Here is a 20,785-nt window from a genome sequence, read left to right as displayed (position 1 = left end):
GTAAGCGTGCAAGTGCCGGATCGTCGCACGCAAGTGCAGGGAAACTAACCGCGCACCTCGCGGGCGAGGGCGTCGAGGATTCCGTTCACGAATTTCGCCTCCCGGTCGTCGAAAAACGCTTTTGCTACATCGACATATTCGTTGATCGCCGCCCCTGCCGGCACGTCCGTGCGGGCGATCAGTTCATAGGCGCCCGCGCGCAGGACCTGGAGCATGGTCTTGTCGAGCCGGGCGAGCGTCCACCCGCTCGCCAGGCGGGCGCTCAGCGCCTCGTCGATCTCGGCCCGGCGCGCATCGACGCCGCGCACGATGTCGTCGAAAAAGGCGACCTCCGCCTCGGCATAGACCGCATCGCCATGCTCGTCGTCGTCGACCGTCCGGCCGAGCCGGTGCTGGTGGAATTCGTCGAGCAGGCGGGGGAGAGGGGTCTTTTCCATCTGCTGCTGGTAAAGCGCCTGCACGGCGGCAAGGCGGGCGCTGGAGCGCGCCTGCGAACGGGGGTTCCGGGTGGTCATTTGCGCCTCAATTCGACCGAGCGGGCATGGGCGGGCAGCCCTTCGGCATGGGCAAGGGTCGCGGCCGCCGGGCCGATTCGAGCGAAGGCGGCTTCGTTCACCTCGAGAAAGCTGGTGCGCTTCATGAAGTCGAGCACCGAAAGCCCGCTCGAGAAACGCGCGCGGCGTCCGGTGGGAAGGACGTGGTTCGGCCCGCCGACATAATCGCCTATCGCCTCGGGCGTCATCCGGCCGAGAAAGACGCTGCCCGCATGGCGGATTTCGCGCAGCATGCTTTCGGGTTCGGCAATGGCGAGTTCGACATGTTCGGCCGCCAGCCGGTCGGCGAGCGGCGGGGCTTCGCGTGCGAGATCCTCGACCACGATGATGACGCCGTTCGTCTCCCAGCTTTCGCGCGCGACCGCCTCGGTTGAAAGCTGGCTGGTCTGCACGGTGACGCAGTCGTCCACCAGCGCGGCGAAACCGGCATCGTCGGTGATCAGGATGGATTGCGAGGTCGGATCGTGTTCGGCCTGTGACAGCAGGTCGGCGGCGATCCAGTCGGGATCGTTGTCCTTGTCGGCGATGACGAGGATTTCGGAAGGCCCCGCGACCATGTCGATCCCGACCACGCCGTAAAGCTGGCGCTTGGCCTCCGCGACATAGGCATTGCCGGGGCCGGTGATGACATCGACCGCGCCGATCCGGTCCGTGCCATAGGCGAACGCGCCGACCGCCTGCGCGCCGCCGACGCGCCAGATTTCGTCTACGCCCGCGACATGGGCGGCGGCAAGGACGAGGTCGTTGGTCTTTCCGCGCGGTGTCGGGGTGCAGATCGCGAGCCGTTCGACCCCTGCGACCTTGGCCGGTATCGCGTTCATCAGCAACGAGGAGGGATAGGCCGCTCGCCCGCCCGGCACATACAGCCCGGCCGCATCAACCGCCCGCCAGATCGCGCCCAGCCGCACGCCCGCATCGTCGGTGTAGTCGCGGTCCTCGGGCAGCTGCGCCGCATGATAGGCCCGGATGCGCGCCGCGGCGAGGTCGAGCGCCTCGCGCAGCTCCGCATCGAGCGCCTTGTAAGCCGCCTCGCAGGCTTCGGGCGCGATCGTCCAGTCGCTGTCCGTCGCGATGTCGTAATGGTCGAAACGCGCGGTGTATTCGATCAGCGCCTCGTCGCCGCGGCTCTTCACGGCGGAAAGGATCGAGGCAACGCTTGCCGCGACGTCATCGGTGGATTCGCGCCGATCTGCGACTATCCGGGCAAAGCGCGCCTCGAAATCGGGGTCGAGTGTCGAAAGCATCTGCATCAGGCTGCGACCTCCGCGTTTCTGCGCGCTTCGGCTTCCTTGCGGAAGGCGGCGACCAGTTCGGCGACGCGCGGGTCGGTCTTCAAAGCGGCGCGATTGACGATGAGACGCGCGGAAATGTCGAGGATCCGGCTCGTTTCGACCAGCCCGTTCTGCTTGAGCGTGCGCCCGGTCGAGACGAGATCGACGATCCGCCGCGCAAGGCCCAGTGACGGCGCAAGCTCCATCGCGCCATTGAGCTTGACGCATTCGGCCTGCACGCCCGCGGCCTCGAAATGGCGGCGGGTGAGGTTCGGGTACTTGGTCGCGACGCGCAGGTGGCTCGCGCCATTATCGACGCCTTCGTCCTCGGCCAGCCTCGCGACCGACAGGCGGCAATGGCCGATATCGAGATCGACGGGCGCGTACAGGTCGTCATAATCGAATTCCTCGACCACGTCCGAGCCGACGATCCCCGCCTGCGCCGCGCCATGGGCGACGAAAGTCGCGACATCGAAGGCGCGCACGCGGATAAGGCCGATATCGGCGCGCTGCGTGGCAAAGGAGAGCGCGCGGTTCGCAGGATCGTGAAAGCCATCCTCGGGCACGATCCCGGCGCGCGCCATCACGGGCAGCGCCTCGTCGAGGATGCGCCCCTTGGGCACGGCGAAAGTCAGTCGGCTTGTCATGGAGCCGCGCATCTAGGCACTCGGCCGGGAAAGGGCAATAACGCTTGGCCGGGTGCGCGGGACCGCGGGCGCGCCCGGCTAGCCGCCGAGGAATTCCTCCATCGCCCGGTTAACCGCGTCCGGCGCTTCCCACGGCACGAAATGCCCGCAATCGGGAACCCGCACGATCGTCAGCGGATCGACGATCTCCTCCAGCCCATCGAGATTCTCCGGGGGCAGGGCAAGGTCATCGAGCGCCCAGATGACGAGCGTCGGGATGGTCAGTTTGGGCAGGTCGGGCGCCGTGTAGCCTTCGGGCAGTTCGTAGGGCGCGTCCATTTCCGGCACGTCGATGGGCGAGGCGCGGTAATAATTGAGCATCCCGAACGCCGCGTCGCGGTTCTGCCAGTCGCGCAGCAGCGCGTCCCGTTCCTCCGCCTCCATCGCGTCGGGGCGGTCCCACTTGACCTCCTTCAGCAGCAGGCCGGTCAGCCCGTGCTCCTTGACCAGCGGATCGTTGGCGGAATCGCGAAAGCCGCGGATATACTGGCTCGCCTCGCGCTGCTGCGGGTTGGTGTAGAGCAGGCGCTGGAAGATCTGCGGGTGCGGGGCGTTGGCGATCACCGCGCGTTCGACCCGCATGTGCTGCCCTCCCAACGCCACGCCCCACGCGATCGCGCCGCCCCAGTCGTGGCCGACGATTGTGAATTTCGCGATGCCGAGCGCGTCCGCGAGCAGGAAGACGTCGCCGATCAGCTTGTCGGGCGTGTAGGCCTCGACCTCCTGCGGCTTGGACGAACCGCGATAGCCGCGCTGGTCGGGCGCGATGCAGCGGAAGCTTTTCGAGAAATGCCGGATCTGGTGGCGCCACGTCCTGTGGCTTTCGGGAAAGCCGTGGAGGAAGATCAGCACGGGCGCATCGGTCGGTCCCTCGTCGACGATGTCGAGGTGAATCCCGTTCGCCAGTTCTACCCGCTTCTGCTCCATTTCAGCCCTCCGCCTCGAGTTTTTCCATGTAGCCGTTCGCCACCATCGCCGCGACCTGGTCGAAGAGTTGATCGGGCGTGCGGCGCATTTCGCCCATGCCCGCTTCCATGCCCTGCGCGACGATGATCTCGCGCGTGCCGGCGGCGATTTCATCGAGCATGGTCTTCGCCGCGTCGGGCGCGGGAATACCCTCGTCGATCGCCCGGTCGCTGCGCCCGCGCTTCGATCCGTCGGCGACGAGCGCGTTCTTCGCGACATCGGTCGCGACCGATCCGGGATAGATCACGTGAACGCTGACGCCGGTCTGCGACAATTCGGCGCGCAGCGCGTCGGCATAGCCCGCGAGGCCGAACTTGACCGCGCAATAAGCGGTGCGCATCGGCACGCCGACTTTGCCTGCGATGGAGGAAACGAAGGCGAGCGCGCCGCTCCCGCGCTCGGTCATGTGGCCGATCAGCCCCTGCGAAAAGGCGATCTGGGCGGTCAAATCGATGTCGATGATGTCGCGATAGACCTGCATCGAGGTCTTGAGCGCACGGCTCCGCTGCGAAACGCCCGCATTGGCAAAGGCGAGGTCGACGCCGCCCTTCCACGCGATGGCCTTCGCGGTCGCATCGGCCAGAGCCGCCTCGTCGCGCACGTCGAAGGGGAGGACGAGCGCTTCGCCGCAATCCTTGGCCACCGCCTCCAGCCGCGCCTCGTCCCGGCCCGACAGCACGACATTCGCGCCGCGTCCCGCAATGTCGTGTGCCAGAGCCGCGCCGATCCCCGAAGACGCGCCCGTGATCCAGGCGGTCCTGCCCGCATAGTCCATGAAATCCCTCCCGAAAGCTCTCGTTTTACGGATAGCTGACGGTCTTGGGCCTGTCAGGCAAGGGGATAAATTCCGCCTCATCGCCCGGAACCTTGGGGAAGCAGCCTTCGCGCCAGTCCTGTTTCGCCTGTTCGATCCGCTCGCGGCTGGAAGAGACGAAATTCCAGAACACGTGGCGCTGGCTCGCGAAAGCCTCGCCGCCCAGCAGCATCGCCCGCGCGCCGGTGTCGCTGGCGAGCCGCATAGCCTTGCCCGGAGCAAGCACGGCGAGTTCATAGGGCGTGAGCGCGATGCCGTCGATGGTGGCCGCGCCCTCGACCAGCATGACCGCGCGCTCGTCCGCCTCTGCGTCGATCGGCAGAGCGCCGCCCGCGCCCAGCACGATCTCGGCGTAGATCGTCGCCGCGTGGGTCGTCGTCGGCGCGCGCGCGCCCCACAATTCGCCCATGATGACGCAGGCACGCGCATTGCCGTCCTCGATCCATGGGAGGTCCGTCTGCGCCTCGAAGGCGGGGTCGATCTCCTCGCGCCCGTCGGGGAGGGCAAGCCATGTCTGCATCCCGAACAATTTCGGATTGGTCGCCAGTTCCGCCTCGGGGCTGCGTTCCGAATGGACGATGCCGCGCCCGGCGGTCATCAGGTTGACCTGTCCTGGGCGGATCGTGGCGAATGTGCCGAGGCTGTCGCGGTGGTCGATCGCGCCCTCGAAGAGCCATGTGACCGTCGCGAGATTGATGTGCGGGTGCGGGCGCACCGCCATGCCTTCGCCGCCGGTGAGGTCGGCGGGGCCGAATTCGTCGACGAAGATGAAGGGGCCGACCATGGTCCGCTCGCGGGCGGGGAGCGCGCGGCGCACCTCGAACTGGCCGAGATCGTGGGTCACGGGGGTGATGGTCTGGGTGATCACGGCAAGTTCTCCTTGATCAGGCTGCGCAGGGTTTCGGGGTAGAGCGCCTCGGGCCAGTCGCCCAGTTCCTCGAGCGCGAACCAGCGATGCTCGTTCATCCATGCCTGTTCGAGCGCGGTGTGACGCGACGTGTCGATTGCGGGTTCGGTCACGTGGACGATGAAATAGCGCTCGTCCGCACGGACCGGTTCGCCCTCGGGGGTGACGAATTCGGGCGTGGTGCGCGCGATCTGTTCGCCGGGGTCCGCCACGATGCCGGTTTCCTCGAACAATTCGCGCCGAGCCGCGTCCTCGAAGCTTTCGCCCGGCTCGCATTCGCCGCCCGCCGTGACCCAGAAGGGTGCGCGGCCCGGGATGTCATAGCGGAACATGAGCACCCTGGGTCCGGGCGCCAGCACAATTAGCCGCGCCGAGCGGCGCAGGCGCTTTTCGGACGCGGCTTCGCTCACGCCGCTGGTCATGCGGTCGGCGCGCTGGCCTGGATCGCGACCGCGTGGACCCGCTCGCCGACGATGTCGCCCAAAGCCGCGATTACCGCGCGCTGGCGGGCGAGGCGGTTCATCTCGGCGAAGGCGGGGGCTTCGATGACAATGGTGAAATGCGATTCGCCCGAGCCATCGTCGCCCGAATGGCCCGAATGCTTGGCGCTGTCATTGACGATTTCGAGCCGGGTGGGCGCGAATTCCCCGCGCAGCTTTGCTTCCATCTCTTCTGCAACCGATCCGGCCATGTGTTTCCCTCTTTGCATCTCTGGTTGGCTTGGAATCTGGCGCGTCCGTCGCCATTCTCAACCCTTATGTCCAGCACAAGAAGCACGCGATTCCATGGCCGCCACGAGGACACGCAGCGCCTGTGCGAAGCCCCCGGCTGCGAGGAGGCGGGCGAATTCCGCGCGCCGGGCCACCGCCCGAGCGGCTTTGACGGGCCGGGCGAATGGCGCTGGTTCTGCCTCGAACACGTGCGCGAATTCAATGCCGGATATGACTGGTTCGAAGGAATGAGCGCGGAGGAAATTTACGCCGCGCAGGCCCCTGCGGCCGGCTGGCGCACCGAAAGCCCCACCTTCGGCCCGCGAGCAGGCGTCGACGGAATGCCGCGCTGGGCCGATTTCGACGATCCGCTCGACGCGATCTCGGCCCGCGCCGGGGGAATCCGCAGCCGCGCCGAACGCAGCGCGCGCATGGCGATGGACGGGCGCTTTTCGAAGGAGGAGGCCGAGGCGCTGGAGACGATGGGCCTCGGTTCGGATACGGACAAGCGGCGGCTGCGGCGGCGCTATTCCGAACTGGTGCGGCGCTATCACCCCGACCGCAATGGCGGGGATCGGACCCATGAAAAGCGGCTGGGGCGCGTGGTGGAGGCGTACCAAGTGCTGCGGAAAAGCTCCGCGATCGGCTAGCGCGTCGCCTCGATCAGCCTTGCATCAATGGCGTTGGCCTGGGCATAGGCGGGCCGCTGGATGACCCGTTCGACATAGGCCCTGAATGAAGGTCTTTCAGGGATCGAGCCAAAGCGCAGGCCCCAGACGAACTGGCTGCCGACATAGGTGTCGGCCATGGTGAAGCGCGAGCCTGCGGCGAAATCATGCGCCGAAAGCCAGCCGTCCAGCGCATCGAGCGTGCGTTCGAGCGTGCCGAAACCCGCCGTCGTGTCCTTCCCCTCGGGCACTTCCCAGCCCATCATCCGCGCCATGATCGCCTGTTCGAGCGGGCCTGACGCGAAGAACAGCCAGCGATAATAGGCCGCGCGTTCATGCGTGTCGGGAAGCAGGCCCGCACCCGGATGCGTTTCGGCGAGGTAATGGTTGATCGCCGCGCACTCCGTCACCGTGTGGTCGTGACCCCCGCTGTCGTCGGCGTGATGGTGGACAAGCGCCGGGACCTTTCCCATCGGGTTGATGTCGGCGTAGTTCGCGGGCTTGCTGTCCCAGTTGAACACGACGTCATCGTAGTCCGCCCCCGCCTCGTGCAGCGCCCAGCGGGATATCTGTCCCCGGCTCATCGCCACGGTGTAGAAGGTGAATTCGGCCATCTGTCTCTCTCCCCGGGGACGGCTTTCAGGTCTGGCGAAAGGCCCAGCGCAGCGTCCGCCCAACGCCCCACGTCGCCGCGCGTGCGGGCAGCGCGGTAAGGACTGGGCGCTGGATCCGCAGCATCGAACGCGCCCAGTCTGGCACCATCGCCACCGCCTCGGCCGCGACCACGGCCTGGAGCGCCTGCGGCGTGCCTTCGGGCCTGGATGTGAGAACGAGCTGGGCGACTTCGCGCGCTTCGGGCGACGTTTTCAAATCGGCCCGCAATTCGCGAAAGATCGCCTCGGCCTCGCGCCGGCTTTCGGGCACGGGATCGGCGCCCAGGGCGCGTGCGATGATCGCGAACTGGCGATAATATTCGTCCTGTTCGGCATAGGGCATTTCGGGCCGGACATGGCGCAGGTACCCGGCAAGAAAGCTCTGCGCCTCGACCACGTGGACCCAGGCGAGCGTGCGCGGATCGGCGGCGGTATAGGGTTCGCCCCCCGGCAGCGTCCCGCCGACCTTCGCGTGGATGCGGTTGACGCGGTCGATCGCCTTCATGGCCTCGTCGCGGTGGCCGAAGGTCGTCACGGCGATGAAGCGCGCGGTGCGGCGCAGGCGGCCGTGCATGTCGGCGCGGAAATTGGAATGGTCGAGCACGCCCTGCAGCGCCGCCGGGTGCAGCATCTGCAACAAAAGCCCCCGGATCCCGCCGGTCATCATGCCCACGATATCGGCATGCACCATGCGGATCGGCGTATCGCGCGCGAACAGCGCCTCGTCGGAGGGCGGAACGGGCTGCTGGCCGGTCTCGTTGAAGAGATCGCGCACCTGCCCGACAAGGCGCAGGCGCAGGGTTTCGAGCGGGTCCGCCATGCGTGTCAAAGTAATGCGTGTCGGCGCGATTTGCGAGCATCTTCGCCGTCGTCCGCGCGCACTTGCAAATTTAGCAGGGCCGAGCGGCTTGCAGCTTTAGCCGAGGCCCTTTAACCGGGCCTTGCGATGAACAGCCATTCCTCAGAAGAATTCGCCGGCAAGGAAGCCATGCCCTCCCAGCCCGACACGACCATCGACGTGAAGGACACGTTCGGCATCGATGTCGACTGGCAGGTCCCTGCCTTCTCCGCCAATGACGAACACGTGCCCGAGCTCGACAGGGATTACGTGTTCGACCCGGACACGACGCTCGCGATCCTCGCAGGCTTCGCGCACAATCGGCGGGTGATGGTGCAGGGCTATCACGGGACGGGCAAATCGACCCATATCGAACAGGTCGCAGCGCGCCTTAACTGGCCGAGCGTGCGCGTGAACCTCGACGCGCATATCAGCCGCATCGACCTTGTCGGGCGCGACGCGATCGTATTGAAGGACGGGCTGCAGGTCACCGAGTTCAAGGAAGGCATTCTTCCGTGGGCGCTGCAGCACCCGGTCGCGCTGACCTTCGACGAATACGACGCGGGGCGTCCGGACGTGATGTTCGTGATCCAGCGCGTGCTCGAATTCGACGGCCGTCTCACCCTGCTCGACCAGAACCGCGTCATCACGCCGAACAAGTGGTTCCGCCTGTTCGCGACGACCAACACGGTCGGCCTCGGCGACACCAGCGGGCTCTATCACGGCACGCAGGCGATCAACCAGGCGCAGATGGACCGCTGGAACATCGTGGTGGCGCTCAATTACCTCCCGGCCGAAACCGAACAGGCAATCGTCAAGTCGAAGACGCCGGACACCGAGGACAAGGCCATCGCCGACATGATCAAGGTCGCCGAACTGACCCGGCAGGGCTTCATGAACGGCGACATCTCGACCGTGATGAGCCCGCGCACCGTCATCACCTGGGCGCAGAACGCGGCGATCTTCAAATCGGTCGGCTTCGCATTCCGCCTCAGCTTCCTCAACAAGTGCGACGAGGCCGAACGGATGCTGGTGAGCGAATATTACCAGCGCGTCTTCAACGAGGACCTGCCCGAAGGCGCGGCGCATGGGACGGTGACAGTAGGCCAGTGATTGGAGGCCAGTGATTGGAGGCCAGTGATTGGAGGCCAGTGATTGGAGGCCAGTGATTGGAGGCCAGTGATTGGAGGCCAGTGATTGGAGGCCAGTGATTGGAGGCCAGTGATTGGAGGCCAGTGATTGGAGGCCAGTGATTGGAGGCCAGTGATTGGAGGCCAGTGATTGGAGGCCAGTGATTGGAGGCCAGTGATTGGAGGCCAGTGATTGGAGGCCAGTGATTGGAGGCCAGTGATTGGAGGCCAGTGATTGGAGGCCAGTGATTGGAGGCCAGTGATTGGAGGCCAGTGATTGGAGGCCAGTGATTGGAGGCCAGTGATTGGAGGCCAGTGATTGGAGGCCGGTGATTGGCGCACACCGATCGGCGGGCGCTGATCGGTTCCTGCGATCCTTCTTGCCGGGCGCCGTATTAGCCTGTTAATACAGTTCGCATGGGCCTCTTCGAGCGATTCCGCAGGAGCGCGCGCGCGCATTCGCGCGGTAGCGCTGATTCCGACGCTCCCGGCTATTTCCCGCTCTACGAATCGCAGCGCCCGGTAGACGACGAGGATGCGCCCTCGCGCGCCGCTCCCGCCCCCGATTACGCCAAGTGGGACGAAAGTCTCGCCCGGCTCGACGATGCGGTCGAAATCGAGGAACGCCGCCGCCTCAGGTGGTGGCAGCGCGAATACTGGCGCTCTCGCGGCAAGCTGTGGTGGACGGTGCGGGGCATTGCCGCCGCGCTGCTCGCCTTCTTCGCGCTGATCGGCTGGCTCGCCGTCACGGCGCCGCTTTCGAAAAGCCTCGAGCCCATCGCCGCCCCGCAGGTTACGCTGCTCGCCAGCGACGGGACGCCGATCGCGCGTTCCGGGGCGATGGTGGCGGAGCCGGTCGAGATCGCCAAGCTTCCGCCGCACGTTCCGCAGGCCTTCATGGCGATCGAGGACCGGCGGTTCTATTCGCATTGGGGGATCGACCCGCGCGGTATCGCGCGCGCCGCATGGACCGGGCGGGGCGGTGGTTCGACCATCACCCAGCAGCTGGCCAAGTTCACCTTCCTCACGCCCGAACAGACCCTGACCCGCAAGGCCCGCGAGGCGATGATCGCGCTGTGGCTGGAGGCGTGGCTGACCAAGGACGAGATCCTCGAACGCTACCTGTCGAACGCCTATTTCGGCGACAACCAGTACGGGCTTCGCGCGGCTTCCTTGCACTATTTCTACCGCCAGCCCGAAAACCTGAAGCCCGAACAGGCCGCGATGCTGGCCGGGTTGCTCCAGGCGCCATCCGCCTATGCGCCGACCCGGCATTACGACCGGGCGAAGGCGCGCATGGATCTCGTCGTCGCGGCGATGGTGGAGGAGGGGTATCTCACGCCCGGAGAGGCCGCGGCGCTGCCCGCGCCCCGGCTCGACGTGCGCACGCGCAACGATCTTCCGACGGGGACCTATTTCGCCGACTGGGCGCTTCCCATCGCGCGCGAGGGGATGGAGGCGAGCTATTCGAGGCAGGTGCTCACGACCACGCTCGATTCGCGCCTGCAGGCGCTGGCGAGCCGGGTGGTGGCGCGCGCGCCGCTGGGAACTGCGCAGGTCGCGCTGGTCGCGATGCGGCCCACCGGAGAGGTGGTCGCGATGGTCGGCGGCAGGGATTACGCGACCTCGCCCTTCAACCGGGCGACGCAGGCCCGCCGCCAGCCGGGATCGACCTTCAAGCTGTTCGTCTATCTCGCCGCGCTCGACGCCGGGTGGGAGCCGGAGGACACGATAGCCAACACGCCGTTCGAAAGCGGGTCCTATCAGCCGAAAAATGCGCGCGAGAACTATTCGGACACGATCACGCTTGAACAGGCGCTCGCTTCGTCGAGCAATGTCGCCGCCGTGCGGCTGATGAACGAGGTCGGTTCAAAGCGGGTGATCCGCATGGCGCGCGATCTGGGCGTCGCCTCCGCAATGCCGGAAGGCGATCCGAGCCTCGCGCTCGGCACCTCGACCATGACGCTGATCGAGCTCACCGCCTCCTATGCGGGCGTCGCGGGCAATGCCTTTCCGGTCACTCCGCGCGCGTTCGAGCGCGAGGAGAAGGGCTGGTTCGACTGGCTGACCACGCGCGAGGACAGCCTTTCGAGCCGCCACCACGAGGCGATCGAGCGGATGCTGCGCGCGGCCGTCAATCGCGGCACGGGGCGCGCGGCGATGCTGCCGGTCGCCAATTACGGCAAGACCGGGACGACGCAGGATTACCGCGACGCGCTGTTCGTGGGCTATGCCGGGGAGGGCGAGAACCGGCTGGTGGTGGGCGTGTGGATCGGTAATGACGACAATTCGCCGCTTGCCGGTGTCACGGGCGGGAGCCTGCCGGCGCGCATCTGGAAGGATTTCATGCGCGGCGCGCTGCGCCTTGGCGGGCCGGCCCCGGCGCCCGTGCCCACCGCCTCGCCCGATCCCGAAGGCCCGGTCCAGCCCTTCGACGTGCCCGAGGGCGCCGAAATCCCGCTCGACGAGAACGGCTCGACGCTCAGGATCGAGGAAGGCGCGGTCACGGTCACGACCGAGATCGACGGCGCCCCGGTCGAATTTCGCCTGCGCGAGGACGGGCTGGAGGTCGTCCCCGCAGGCGCGGACCCGCCGAACTAGGCCATCAGGATGTTCATGACCGCGCTTGCGATCGGGCGGGTGCGGTCGTCCTGCCACGCCTCGACCGTCAGGTTGGCATTGCGCCGGCCGAGCCGCGTGATCCGGGCGAGCGCAAAGGTGCGTTTCTGCCGTCCGGCGGAGAGGTATTGCACGGTGATGTTGATCGGTTTCAATTGCGGCTCGCGCCCTTCGGCCAACAGCCGGGTGCGCAGCGCGGCATAGCCCGCCGTCTCGAGCAGGCCCGCCGTCGCCCCGCCATGGAAATGGCCCGGCCGCCCCTCGACATTGCGGCCGAAATCCACCGCGAGCACCGGGAGGCCGTCCTCCTCGCGCTCGACCTCGATGCCGAGCGAGCGGGCATAGGCGGTGAGTTCGAGCGAAGAGCCCTCAGTCATCGTCGCGGCCTTCCGTTTTCGCGCTCTCGGCCTGCGCTTCGAGGCGTTTCTTCGGATCGTAGGAAACCTGCATGAAGACCCCCGCGACATGCGCCACCGGGTCGGCTTCGTCCCCGTCATGGGCGATGCCGCGCACGAAGGCGGCCGAACGGGTGGTGCGGTAGCATTCGACCCGGCCCCACACCGCGCTCTTCTCGCGCGCGGGGCGCTGGTAATCGACCCTGAGGTCGAGCGTCGCGACCGGGGTGAACACGCCGGTCGTCTGCCAGATCGACATCCCGCTCGCCATGTCCATGAGGCTGACGATCGGGCCGGAGGCGAGGACGTGGCGGTCGGGTTCGCCGATCAGGTCCTCGCGCCAGGGCAGCTTCAATTCGACCCAGTTCTGCCCGTGGGCCACGTATTCGAGGCCGAGCCATCCGGTATGGCCGGCGCGAAAGAAGAATTTCCCCGCCTCGCCGGCGTCGAATTTCGGCTGATTGCTCATCGCCATGTCCCTAGGGCCGACGGCGAGCGCATCCAATCCCCCATGTCACAGCACCCCGCCGGCGAGCCGGTCGATCGCGCCTTGCAGGATGATTGCGGCGGCGTGGCTGTCGATGCTCTGGGCGCGTTTTTTCCGGCTTGTGCCCTGGCCGATCAGTGCCGCCTCGGCGCTTTTGGTGGACCAGCGTTCGTCCCACAGCAGGACGGGCAGCGCGAAGGCTTCGGCGCAATTTTTCGCATAGGCGCGGCTCGCCTGCGCGCGCGGGCCTTCGGAGCCGTCCATGTTGCGCGGCAGGCCGATCACCACGCCCCGGACCTGCCGTTCGGCGATCAGCGCGGCAAGCGTCTCGCGGTCGCGCCCCCATTTGCCGCGCGCGATCGTCCTGCCATTGGTGGCGAAGCGCCAGCCCGCATCGCAGGTCGCGGTGCCGACGGTCTTGGTGCCGAGATCGAGCCCGAGCAGCGCGCCGCCATCGGGCAGGGCCTCGGCGAAATCGAGGGCGTGTTCGGTAATCAGTTCGCCGTGTCCCCGCCCGCGCTTTCACCCGCAAAGGCCTGCACCCGGCGCGCCGCGTCGACCTTGGTGTTCGCCCAGAACAGCGGGATGTCATAGACGTGGTAATTGTTCCCCGGGAGCACCAGCGCGCCCATTTCCGGCGGCGGGCCGATCATCAGCAGGCCGCGATCCTCGCAGGTCGCAGGCACGGCGCCCGGCACCAGTTCGCCGTCGGCAAGGCTTTCGTCGGGCTTGAGCGTGCCGAGATTGCGGTTCGCCGGGGCCGAGCCGCCGATCCGGCCGGTGATGGGATTGGTGCACAGGATCTCGCTCGTCCCGCGCACCTCTCCGTCGAGCCCGGTCGAGGCGGCATAGGTTTCGAGCACGGCGGAAGGATCGGCCGGCGCGGCAAAGCTCGACCATGACAGCACGCAGCCCGTCTGGTTCGCGGTCGCGCAGGCGGGAACTCCCATCGCCGGAAGGTCATGTTCGAGCGAGATCGGCCAGCCGATGACATAGGCCGCGACCAGCCGTCCGGCGGCGGGCGATCCCTGCACCTCTTCCGCCAGAAGGCGCATCAGGTGGAGCGCGCCCTGGCTGTGCCCGGCGAGCACGATCGGCGTTTCCTCTCCCACCGAATCGAGGAAATAGCGGAACGCCTCGCGCACATCGGCATAGGCCGCATCGAGCGCCTGTCCGCCTTCCGGGCCATTGGTCAGAAAGGCGCCCATCGTCGCCTGGCGATAGCGCGGCGCCCAGATTTCGGACGCGGCGTTGAACGGGCTCGCCATGCCGCGCAGGAAGATGCGGGCGAATTTGTCGGCCTCGGCCGCGTCGGGATCGTCGGTCTCGCCCAGCGGTGCATTCCAGTTGGCGGTGCTGCGATAGCTGGTGGGATGGACGAAGAAGACCGCGAAATCGGGCTGGTCCGTGGTCGACACGACGCGCGCCTTCGCGTCCTCGCTCACCCCGCTCGGGACGGCGGTTTCGGGCGCGTAGGCGGGTTGCCAGCGGGCCGGGTCCGAAGTGCCGATGCCCGGGCGCGAATACCACAGCGAGGGGTCTTCATAGGCGTTGCGTTCGAGCGGTTCCTGGGGCGTGAATTCGCTGTCGGGCACCATCACGAAGCGCGTGATCTCGGCCGAGAACAGGGTGAGAGCGAGCGCGCCCGCAAGGATCAGGACGATGATCGTCGCGACGAGATAGAGGAATTTCTTGGCCATGGCCTATCCGCGTCCCTTCATTCGTTCGCCCCGGCACGGGGCGCGGTTCCCTCGGCCAGAGCGGGGCGCAGCGTGGTCCATGCCCGGTCGCCGCGCAGGCTGGAAAACCAGCTCGCCGGGTTCCAGGTGGTCGACCCGTCGAGCGAGAAGGTGATGAATTCCGCGCGCCCGCCGATATTTTCCAGCGGAACCGGGCCGCCAAGGCCGCTTTCGGCGATGCTGGCGCGGCTGTCGGCCGAATGGTCGCGGTTGTCGCCCATCACGAAGACGTGGCCTTCGGGAACGGTGACGGGGCCGTGATCGTCGAAGCGCACGCGTTCGTGATCGATAATGAGATAGGTCGCGCCATTGGGCAGCGTCTCGCGGAAGGTCGGCGGCTCGAAAAAGGTGCCCTCGGGCGTGGTGACGCGGTAATCCTCGAACGCGTCGAGGCAGGGCGTCGCCAGCCCGTCGATGCGGTTGCAGTAGAGTTCGGGTTCGAACGGCAGGCGCACCGATGCGACCTGTTCGCGCGCGACCGGGGTGCCGTTCAGGATCAGGCGCCCGCCCTCGACCTCGACGATGTCGCCGGGCAGGCCGACGACGCGCTTGATGTAATCCTCGTTCCTGATCGGGTGCACGGGGATGACGATGTCGCCATATTCGGGCGTGTCGGGCCAGATGCGCCAGTCGCCTCGCGGGAGCAGGTGGAAGCTCGCCGAGGCCCAGGACCAGCCATAGGGATATTTGCTGACGATCAGCCGGTCGCCCACCCACAGGGTCGGCATCATCGAGGCCGAGGGGATGTAGAACGGCTTGGCGACGAGGCTGTGGAAGGCCAGCACCGCGAGCAGCATCAGCGCAAGGCCGCGCAGTTCGGCCAGCCAGTTGACCTTCTCGCTCTCCTGCCCGCCGTCCTGCGGAAGAGGTGCGGGGCCGGCCGCGCCCGCATTGCCCCCGGCATCGCCGGAAACGGGCGCCGCATTGTTCGGGTTGTCGCTCGCGGAGGGCTTGGATTCGTGATCGGTCACTGGGATTGTTCTCGTAAGGGGTCAGGACGGGTCCGGGGTGGGCGCGGGCAGCGGAAGGGCCTCGATCAGCACGAGCGCATAGGCCCATGGGTGATCGTCGGTGAGGGTCAGATGAATGCGCGCCTCATGCCCGTGGGGCGTCATTTCTTCAAGCCGCTTTGCCGCGCCGCCGGCAAGCGCGAGCGTCGGCGCGCCCGAAGGTGCGTTGACGACGCCGATATCCTTCATGAAGACGCCGCGCCTGAATCCTGTGCCGATCGCCTTGGAAAAGGCTTCCTTGGCGGCGAAACGCTTGGCGTAGGTGCCGGCGATGGTGAAGGGGCGGCGGCGGGCCTTGGCGCGTTCGGTGGGGGTGAAGACGCGGTTCTCGAAGCGCTCGCCGAAGCGTTCGAGCGAGTTTTCGATGCGTTCGATATTGCACAGGTCCGAACCAAGGCCGATGATCATGAAGGAAATGCCTTTCGTGAATCCTACGGGAATTTTCCGGAAAATCTGCCCCGCATGGCTGACGCGAACTAAGCCGGTGGGCCTTTCAGGATAAGGGCGACCAACAGGCCGAGGACCACGAAATGGATCATCACCTGGCTCTTGAACAGGGGGTGGGCGAAATCGCCCTTCGCGCGGGAGAGCGAGCCGACATAGCCGAACGCCTGGAGGATGACCCAGCCGATCGCGAAGGCGAGCATGACGCCTTTCGCCACCGCATAGCCCAGAAAGCCAACGGCGGTCAGGAACAGGGTTGAGCCGAAGAAGGCCCAGCGTTTCTGTTCGGCGGTGAGATCCGGGGCTTGTGCGGCCACTAAAGGTGCTCTCTCATCTGGCCTCATCCATCAATTCGCGCATCCGCCGGATCGCCTCCTCGAGCCCGATGAAGACCGCCTCGCCGATCAGGTAGTGGCCGATATTGAGCTCGGCGATCTGGGGAATGGCCGCGATCGGCGTCACGTTGTCGAAGGTGAGGCCGTGCCCGGCATGCGGCTCGATCCCGTTCTTCGCGGCGAGCGCGGCCATGTCGGAAATGCGCCTCAGTTCCGCCGCCGTCCGCTCGGAATCGCCGTCCTGGACCGCGTGGGCATATTCGCCGGTGTGGAATTCGACCACCGGCGCGCCCAGCCGCAACGCTGCGTCCAATTGCCGCTCGTTCGCCTCGATGAAAAGCGAGACGCGGATGCCCGCCCCCTTCAGTTCCTCGACGATCGGGGCGAGCTGGTTGTGCAGCCCGGCCGCGTCCAATCCGCCTTCGGTGGTGCGCTCCTCGCGCTTTTCGGGGACGATGCAGGCGGCATGCGGTTTGTGACGCAGCGCGATTTCCAGCATTTCGCGGGTCGCCGCCATTTCGAGGTTCAACGGCAGGTCGGTCGCATGCTGGATGCGGCGCAGGTCCTCGTCACGGATATGGCGGCGATCCTCGCGCAGGTGAGCGGTGATGCCGTCCCCGCCGACCTTGGCAACGATTTCCGCCGCGCGAACAGGGTCCGGGTGATCGCCGCCGCGTGCATTGCGGATCGTCGCGACGTGATCGATGTTCACGCCGAGCCGCAGCGGGTTGGGATGGAGTGTCCTCGACATTGCGCTCACGCCTCCTAGGGGAAAGGCCTATTTCCGGCTACCCGGCTTGGTCACAGCTACGGCGGCAAGATCGGGCGGGATGTCGCCGGGCGCATAGGTCGGGAAATCGAACGCGGCGAGCGGGTAGAAGGGAACGCCGAGATCGACCGAACCCATCGACCGATCGATCAGCGCGCATTCGGCGATCACCTCGCCGCCCTCGCGCGCGACCGCTGCAATCGCCTCGCGGCTGGAAAGCCCGGTGGTCACCACATCTTCGACCATCAGCACCTTCGCCCCTTTTTCGAGCGCAAAGCCGCGGCGCAGGTGAAAGGTGCCTTCGGGTCGTTCCAGGAACAGCGCGTCCCTGCCCAGCGCCCGGCCGACCTCATGGCCGATGATGATGCCGCCCATTGCGGGCGAGACGACGGTGTCGACCGCGTCGACCACTTCGGCAGGGATGCCCGCCACCACCGCTTCGGCGAGGCGGGCGGCGCGCGCCGGATTCATCAGAACGCGCGCGCATTGCAGGTAATGGCCGCTATGCTTGCCCGACGACAGCTTGAAATGACCTTCGAGCAGCGCGCCGCAGCTGCGGAATTCGGCGAGCACTTCGTCTTCGGTCATGGCTTTGGGGGAGGGTCGATTCATCTAGGGAAGCCTGTCGAAAATGGCGGGCGGGCGCTCCCAAACCCAAGGATTTGCGCGGGCTTGCGCGCGCGGCATGGAAGCTTGCATAAAAATCTCCCTAGTAGCGCTTGAGGGTGCGGGCAAGCGCGGCTAAGGGACCACCAACGCTGGCAAAGCTGTCGGTTATTGCGTTGCCCCACCTGCCCTTCACACGGGCTTCGGGCGGGGCGACATGGGATCAGATCTGGACAACGATTTAGGCACACTATGATGGGTCATATGAACGCCCGTATCAAAATCGCTACCCTGTCGCTGCTCGCGGCGCTTTCCGTCGTGTTCGCGCCGCAGGTCGCCCTCGCGCAGGATGACGCGCTCACTGCAGCGCCCGGCAGCGGCGAAGTCTTCGGCGAAGCGCCCGCGAGCGCGGCGTCGGGTGAAATCGTGGCGAGCGAGACGACCCCTCCGCAGGCCGTGGGCGCCTACAGCCCGATGGCCCCGACCAAGAACAAGGGCATGCCGACCGACCCGAACAGCGGGGAACCGGGCGCGATGGCCAAGTCGCTGACCTTCCAGGACCAGTATTCCAAGGACGGCGAATACGCGCTGTGGATGCACAACTGGTTCCTGCTGCCGGTGATCACCGCGATCTCGCTGTTCGTGCTGGGCCTGCTGCTCTATGTTGTCGTGCGCTACAGCCGCCGCGCCAATCCCGAGCCTTCGCGCACGACGCACAACACCTGGATCGAGGTGGTCTGGACGATCGTTCCCGCCGCGATCCTCGTCGTGATCGCCGTGCCGTCCCTGACCCTGCTTGCGCGCCAGTATGAAACGCCGCCCGAGGACGCGGTCACGATCAAGGCGACCGGCTATCAGTGGTACTGGGGTTATTCCTATCCCGACCATGGCGAGATCGAGGTGATCTCGAACATGCTGTCCGATGCCGACGCCATCAAGAACGGCGAGCCGCCGCAGCTCGCGGTCGACAACCGCATGGTCGTGCCCGCCGGCGTGCCGCTGCGCATCCAGACGATCGGCGCGGACGTGATCCACTCCTTCGCGATCCCCTCGCTCTGGTTCAAGCAGGATGCGGTCCCGGGCCGCCTCAATGAAAAGCTGCTCACCATCGAGGAGCCGGGCGTCTATTATGGCCAGTGCAGCGAATTGTGCGGCACGCGCCACGCCTACATGCCGATCGCGATCGAAGCGCTTCCACCCGAGCAATTCGCCGCATGGGTCCGCTCGCAGGGCGGCACCATGCCCGGAGGAGGCACCGGCGAAGAAGCCGCTGCCGAGGAAGAGGCGCCGGTCGGGGAAGTGGCCGAAGTGGCGCTCGCCGACTGAGCTCCTTGCGAACCGATTGATTAGTTACGAAACCTGAGAGACCGAAACGATGGCCACCACTGCTGAAGGCTTCGACATCCACCAGGAAGATCACGCGGACCACGCGGATCACAAGCCGGGCTTCTTTTCCCGCTGGTTCATGTCGACCAACCACAAGGATATCGGGACGCTCTACCTGATCTTCGCGATCATCGCCGGGGTCATCGGCGGCGCGATTTCGGGGATCATGCGGCTCGAACTGGCCGAACCGGGCATCCAGTACCTGACCTGGTGGGCCGGTTTCATGGGCGGCAGCTCGGATCTCAACACCGCGCTCCACATGTGGAACGTGTTCATCACCGCGCACGGCCTCATCATGGTCTTCTTCATGGTGATGCCCGCGATGATCGGCGGCTTCGGCAACTGGTTCGTGCCGCTGATGATCGGCGCGCCGGACATGGCGTTCCCGCGCATGAACAACGTCTCTTTCTGGCTGACCGTGGCGGGCTTCTTTTCGCTCCTGTTCTCGATGTTCGTGCCGGGCGGCGCGGGCAATGGCGCAGGCGTGGGCTGGACGGTCTATGCCCCGCTTTCGACCACCGGTTCGCCCGGTCCCGCGGTCGATTTCGCGATCTTCTCGCTCCACCTTGCGGGCGCGGGTTCGATCCTGGGCGCGACGAACTTCATCACCACCATCTTCAATATGCGCGCGCCGGGCATGACCCTGCACAAGATGCCCCTGTTCGTGTGGTCGGTGCTGGTCACCGCCTTCCTGCTGCTGCTTGCGCTGCCGGTCCTGGCCGCTGCGATCACCATGCTGCTGACGGACCGCAATTTCGGCACGACCTTCTTCGATCCGGCGGGCGGCGGCGATCCGGTGCTCTACCAGCACCTGTTCTGGTTCTTCGGCCACCCCGAAGTCTACATCATGATCCTGCCGGGCTTCGGCATGATCTCGCAGATCGTCGCGACCTTCAGCCGCAAGCCCGTGTTCGGCTATCTCGGCATGGCCTATGCCATGGTCGCGATCGGCGTCGTCGGCTTCATCGTGTGGGCGCACCACATGTATACCGTGGGCCTCGACGTGAACACGAAGATGTATTTCACCGCGGCCACCATGGTGATCGCGGTCCCGACCGGCGTGAAGATCTTCAGCTGGGTGGCGACGATGTGGGGCGGGAGCCTCGAATTCAAGTCTCCGCTCGTCTGGGCGCTGGGCTTCATCTTCCTGTTCACCGTGGGCGGAGTGACCGGCGTCGTGCTCGCCAATGGCGGCATCGACGACAACCTTCACGACACCTATTACGTCGTAGCGCACTTCCACTACGTGCTGTCGATGGGTGCGGTGTTCTCGATGTTCGCGGGCTTCTACTACTGGTTCCCGAAGATGAGCGGGCGGATGCACTCCGAACTGCTCAGCCACATTCACTTCTGGCTGTTCTTCATCGGCGTGAACGTGATCTTCTTCCCGCAGCACTTCCTGGGCATGCAGGGGATGCCGCGGCGCTATCCGGACTACACCGAAGCGTTCACGCTGTGGCACCAGGTGAGTACCTACGGCTACTACATCATGGCGATTTCGATGCTCTTCTTCTTCGCCAACCTCGTCTATGCCTTCGTCGCGGGCCGCCGGGCCGAGGCCAATCCGTGGGGCGAAGGTGCGACGACGCTCGAATGGACGCTGTCTTCCCCGCCGCCGTTCCACCAGTTCGAAACGCTGCCGGTGATCGAGGATCATCACAATTACCACGATCACCGTCCGCTCGGCGAAAAGCCGGCCGGCGCCTGACGGGAGGGGCCTTTCGGGGCCCGCCGAAAACAGGGACAACAGGGGGAGGGCGCGCCGGGGCGGTGCGCTCTCCTTCGAATAGAAGATCAT

24 protein-coding genes are annotated in these 20,785 nt (G+C 66.3%); 5 read left to right on the top strand and 19 right to left on the bottom strand.

The features are described 5' to 3' along the window. Positions 1-44 precede the first annotated feature (44 nt). The 8 genes from nusB to Ga0102493_RS10670 form a co-directional block, all read right to left on the bottom strand. On the bottom strand, positions 45-515 hold the full coding sequence (nusB, locus tag Ga0102493_RS10705) for a transcription antitermination factor NusB (protein WP_034900606.1): 471 nt from the start codon (positions 513-515) through the stop codon (positions 45-47). Beyond that, positions 512-1,804, bottom strand: coding sequence for a histidinol dehydrogenase (hisD, locus tag Ga0102493_RS10700; protein WP_034900607.1), 1,293 nt, complete (start codon positions 1,802-1,804; stop codon positions 512-514). Before hisD ends, nusB begins: the two co-directional genes overlap by 4 nt. Further along, on the bottom strand, positions 1,804-2,472 hold the full coding sequence (hisG, locus tag Ga0102493_RS10695) for an ATP phosphoribosyltransferase (protein WP_034900633.1): 669 nt from the start codon (positions 2,470-2,472) through the stop codon (positions 1,804-1,806). Before hisG ends, hisD begins: the two co-directional genes overlap by 1 nt. A gap of 78 nt (positions 2,473-2,550) precedes the next feature. After that, on the bottom strand, positions 2,551-3,438 hold the full coding sequence (locus tag Ga0102493_RS10690; protein ID WP_034900608.1) for an alpha/beta fold hydrolase: 888 nt from the start codon (positions 3,436-3,438) through the stop codon (positions 2,551-2,553). Position 3,439: 1 nt separating this feature from the next. Beyond that, on the bottom strand, positions 3,440-4,252 hold the full coding sequence (locus Ga0102493_RS10685; protein WP_034900610.1) for an SDR family NAD(P)-dependent oxidoreductase: 813 nt from the start codon (positions 4,250-4,252) through the stop codon (positions 3,440-3,442). Between the two features lie 25 nt (positions 4,253-4,277). Next, positions 4,278-5,159: a pirin family protein gene (locus tag Ga0102493_RS10680; protein WP_034900612.1), complete on the bottom strand. Its 882-nt coding sequence runs from the start codon at positions 5,157-5,159 to the stop codon at positions 4,278-4,280. Next, positions 5,156-5,620 (bottom strand): NUDIX hydrolase, encoded by a 465-nt coding sequence (locus tag Ga0102493_RS10675; protein WP_034900614.1) that lies wholly within the window; start codon positions 5,618-5,620, stop codon positions 5,156-5,158. The genes Ga0102493_RS10680 and Ga0102493_RS10675 overlap by 4 nt, the downstream gene beginning before the upstream one ends. Beyond that, positions 5,617-5,889 (bottom strand): BolA family protein, encoded by a 273-nt coding sequence (locus tag Ga0102493_RS10670; protein ID WP_034900616.1) that lies wholly within the window; start codon positions 5,887-5,889, stop codon positions 5,617-5,619. The genes Ga0102493_RS10675 and Ga0102493_RS10670 overlap by 4 nt, the downstream gene beginning before the upstream one ends. 66 nt (positions 5,890-5,955) lie before the next feature. Here Ga0102493_RS10670 and Ga0102493_RS10665 point away from each other — a divergent pair, with 66 nt between their 5' ends. Continuing rightward, positions 5,956-6,558 (top strand): J domain-containing protein, encoded by a 603-nt coding sequence (locus Ga0102493_RS10665; protein WP_034900617.1) that lies wholly within the window; start codon positions 5,956-5,958, stop codon positions 6,556-6,558. Here Ga0102493_RS10665 and Ga0102493_RS10660 read toward each other — a convergent pair. Together Ga0102493_RS10660 and Ga0102493_RS10655 are read right to left on the bottom strand one after the other, a co-directional pair. Beyond that, a complete protein-coding gene (locus Ga0102493_RS10660) occupies positions 6,555-7,190 on the bottom strand; it encodes a glutathione S-transferase family protein (RefSeq protein WP_034900618.1) in 636 nt (211 codons plus the stop codon). The genes Ga0102493_RS10665 and Ga0102493_RS10660 overlap by 4 nt on opposite strands. Positions 7,191-7,215: 25 nt before the next feature. Then, entirely contained in the window at positions 7,216-8,049 is an 834-nt protein-coding gene (locus Ga0102493_RS10655; RefSeq protein ID WP_034900619.1) for an oxygenase MpaB family protein, read from the bottom strand. A 168-nt stretch (positions 8,050-8,217) separates the two neighbouring features. Here Ga0102493_RS10655 and cobS point away from each other — a divergent pair, with 168 nt between their 5' ends. Together cobS and Ga0102493_RS10645 are read left to right on the top strand one after the other, a co-directional pair. After that, a complete protein-coding gene (gene cobS, locus Ga0102493_RS10650) occupies positions 8,218-9,180 on the top strand; it encodes a cobaltochelatase subunit CobS (RefSeq protein ID WP_034900635.1) in 963 nt (320 codons plus the stop codon). 434 nt (positions 9,181-9,614) lie between these two features. Next, positions 9,615-11,798: a transglycosylase domain-containing protein gene (locus Ga0102493_RS10645; protein WP_034900639.1), complete on the top strand. Its 2,184-nt coding sequence runs from the start codon at positions 9,615-9,617 to the stop codon at positions 11,796-11,798. On the opposite strand, the gene Ga0102493_RS10640 is transcribed toward Ga0102493_RS10645, so the two are convergent. The 9 genes from Ga0102493_RS10640 to pyrE all read right to left on the bottom strand — a co-directional run bounded on the left by Ga0102493_RS10640 (position 11,795) and on the right by pyrE (position 17,583). Beyond that, positions 11,795-12,193: a PaaI family thioesterase gene (locus Ga0102493_RS10640; RefSeq protein WP_034900641.1), complete on the bottom strand. Its 399-nt coding sequence runs from the start codon at positions 12,191-12,193 to the stop codon at positions 11,795-11,797. The genes Ga0102493_RS10645 and Ga0102493_RS10640 overlap by 4 nt on opposite strands. Beyond that, positions 12,186-12,680, bottom strand: a complete 495-nt coding sequence (locus Ga0102493_RS10635; protein ID WP_051697675.1) for a PaaI family thioesterase — start codon at positions 12,678-12,680, stop codon at positions 12,186-12,188. Before Ga0102493_RS10635 ends, Ga0102493_RS10640 begins: the two co-directional genes overlap by 8 nt. 45 nt (positions 12,681-12,725) lie before the next feature. Next, on the bottom strand, positions 12,726-13,196 hold the full coding sequence (ruvX, locus tag Ga0102493_RS10630; protein ID WP_034900645.1) for a Holliday junction resolvase RuvX: 471 nt from the start codon (positions 13,194-13,196) through the stop codon (positions 12,726-12,728). Then, a complete protein-coding gene (locus Ga0102493_RS10625; protein WP_034900646.1) occupies positions 13,193-14,398 on the bottom strand; it encodes a DUF3089 domain-containing protein in 1,206 nt (401 codons plus the stop codon). Before Ga0102493_RS10625 ends, ruvX begins: the two co-directional genes overlap by 4 nt. Before the next feature lie 17 nt (positions 14,399-14,415). Further along, the gene (lepB, locus tag Ga0102493_RS10620) at positions 14,416-15,261 is read right to left on the bottom strand and encodes a signal peptidase I (RefSeq protein ID WP_051697676.1); all 846 of its coding nucleotides are present in this window, start codon (positions 15,259-15,261) and stop codon (positions 14,416-14,418) included. Between the two features lie 168 nt (positions 15,262-15,429). Further along, complete coding sequence (gene acpS, locus Ga0102493_RS10615; protein ID WP_034900647.1) at positions 15,430-15,855, bottom strand: holo-ACP synthase; 426 nt, start codon at positions 15,853-15,855, stop codon at positions 15,430-15,432. Positions 15,856-15,923: 68 nt separating this feature from the next. After that, on the bottom strand, positions 15,924-16,208 hold the full coding sequence (locus tag Ga0102493_RS10610) for a hypothetical protein (protein ID WP_034900648.1): 285 nt from the start codon (positions 16,206-16,208) through the stop codon (positions 15,924-15,926). Positions 16,209-16,221: 13 nt separating this feature from the next. After that, a complete protein-coding gene (locus Ga0102493_RS10605) occupies positions 16,222-16,977 on the bottom strand; it encodes a pyridoxine 5'-phosphate synthase (RefSeq protein WP_034900650.1) in 756 nt (251 codons plus the stop codon). A 27-nt stretch (positions 16,978-17,004) separates the two neighbouring features. Next, positions 17,005-17,583, bottom strand: coding sequence for an orotate phosphoribosyltransferase (gene pyrE, locus Ga0102493_RS10600; protein WP_034900652.1), 579 nt, complete (start codon positions 17,581-17,583; stop codon positions 17,005-17,007). Positions 17,584-17,865: 282 nt separating this feature from the next. Here pyrE and coxB point away from each other — a divergent pair, with 282 nt between their 5' ends. Then, positions 17,866-18,927, top strand: a complete 1,062-nt coding sequence (gene coxB / locus Ga0102493_RS10595) for a cytochrome c oxidase subunit II (RefSeq protein WP_034900653.1) — start codon at positions 17,866-17,868, stop codon at positions 18,925-18,927. Between the two features lie 49 nt (positions 18,928-18,976). Further along, entirely contained in the window at positions 18,977-20,695 is a 1,719-nt protein-coding gene (gene ctaD / locus Ga0102493_RS10590) for a cytochrome c oxidase subunit I (RefSeq protein WP_034900654.1), read from the top strand. The last annotated feature ends 90 nt before the right edge of the window (positions 20,696-20,785 follow it).

This window comes from Erythrobacter litoralis (assembly GCF_001719165.1).
Lineage (GTDB): Bacteria > Pseudomonadota > Alphaproteobacteria > Sphingomonadales > Sphingomonadaceae > Erythrobacter > Erythrobacter litoralis.
This window is presented reverse-complemented; position numbering and strand designations above follow the sequence as displayed.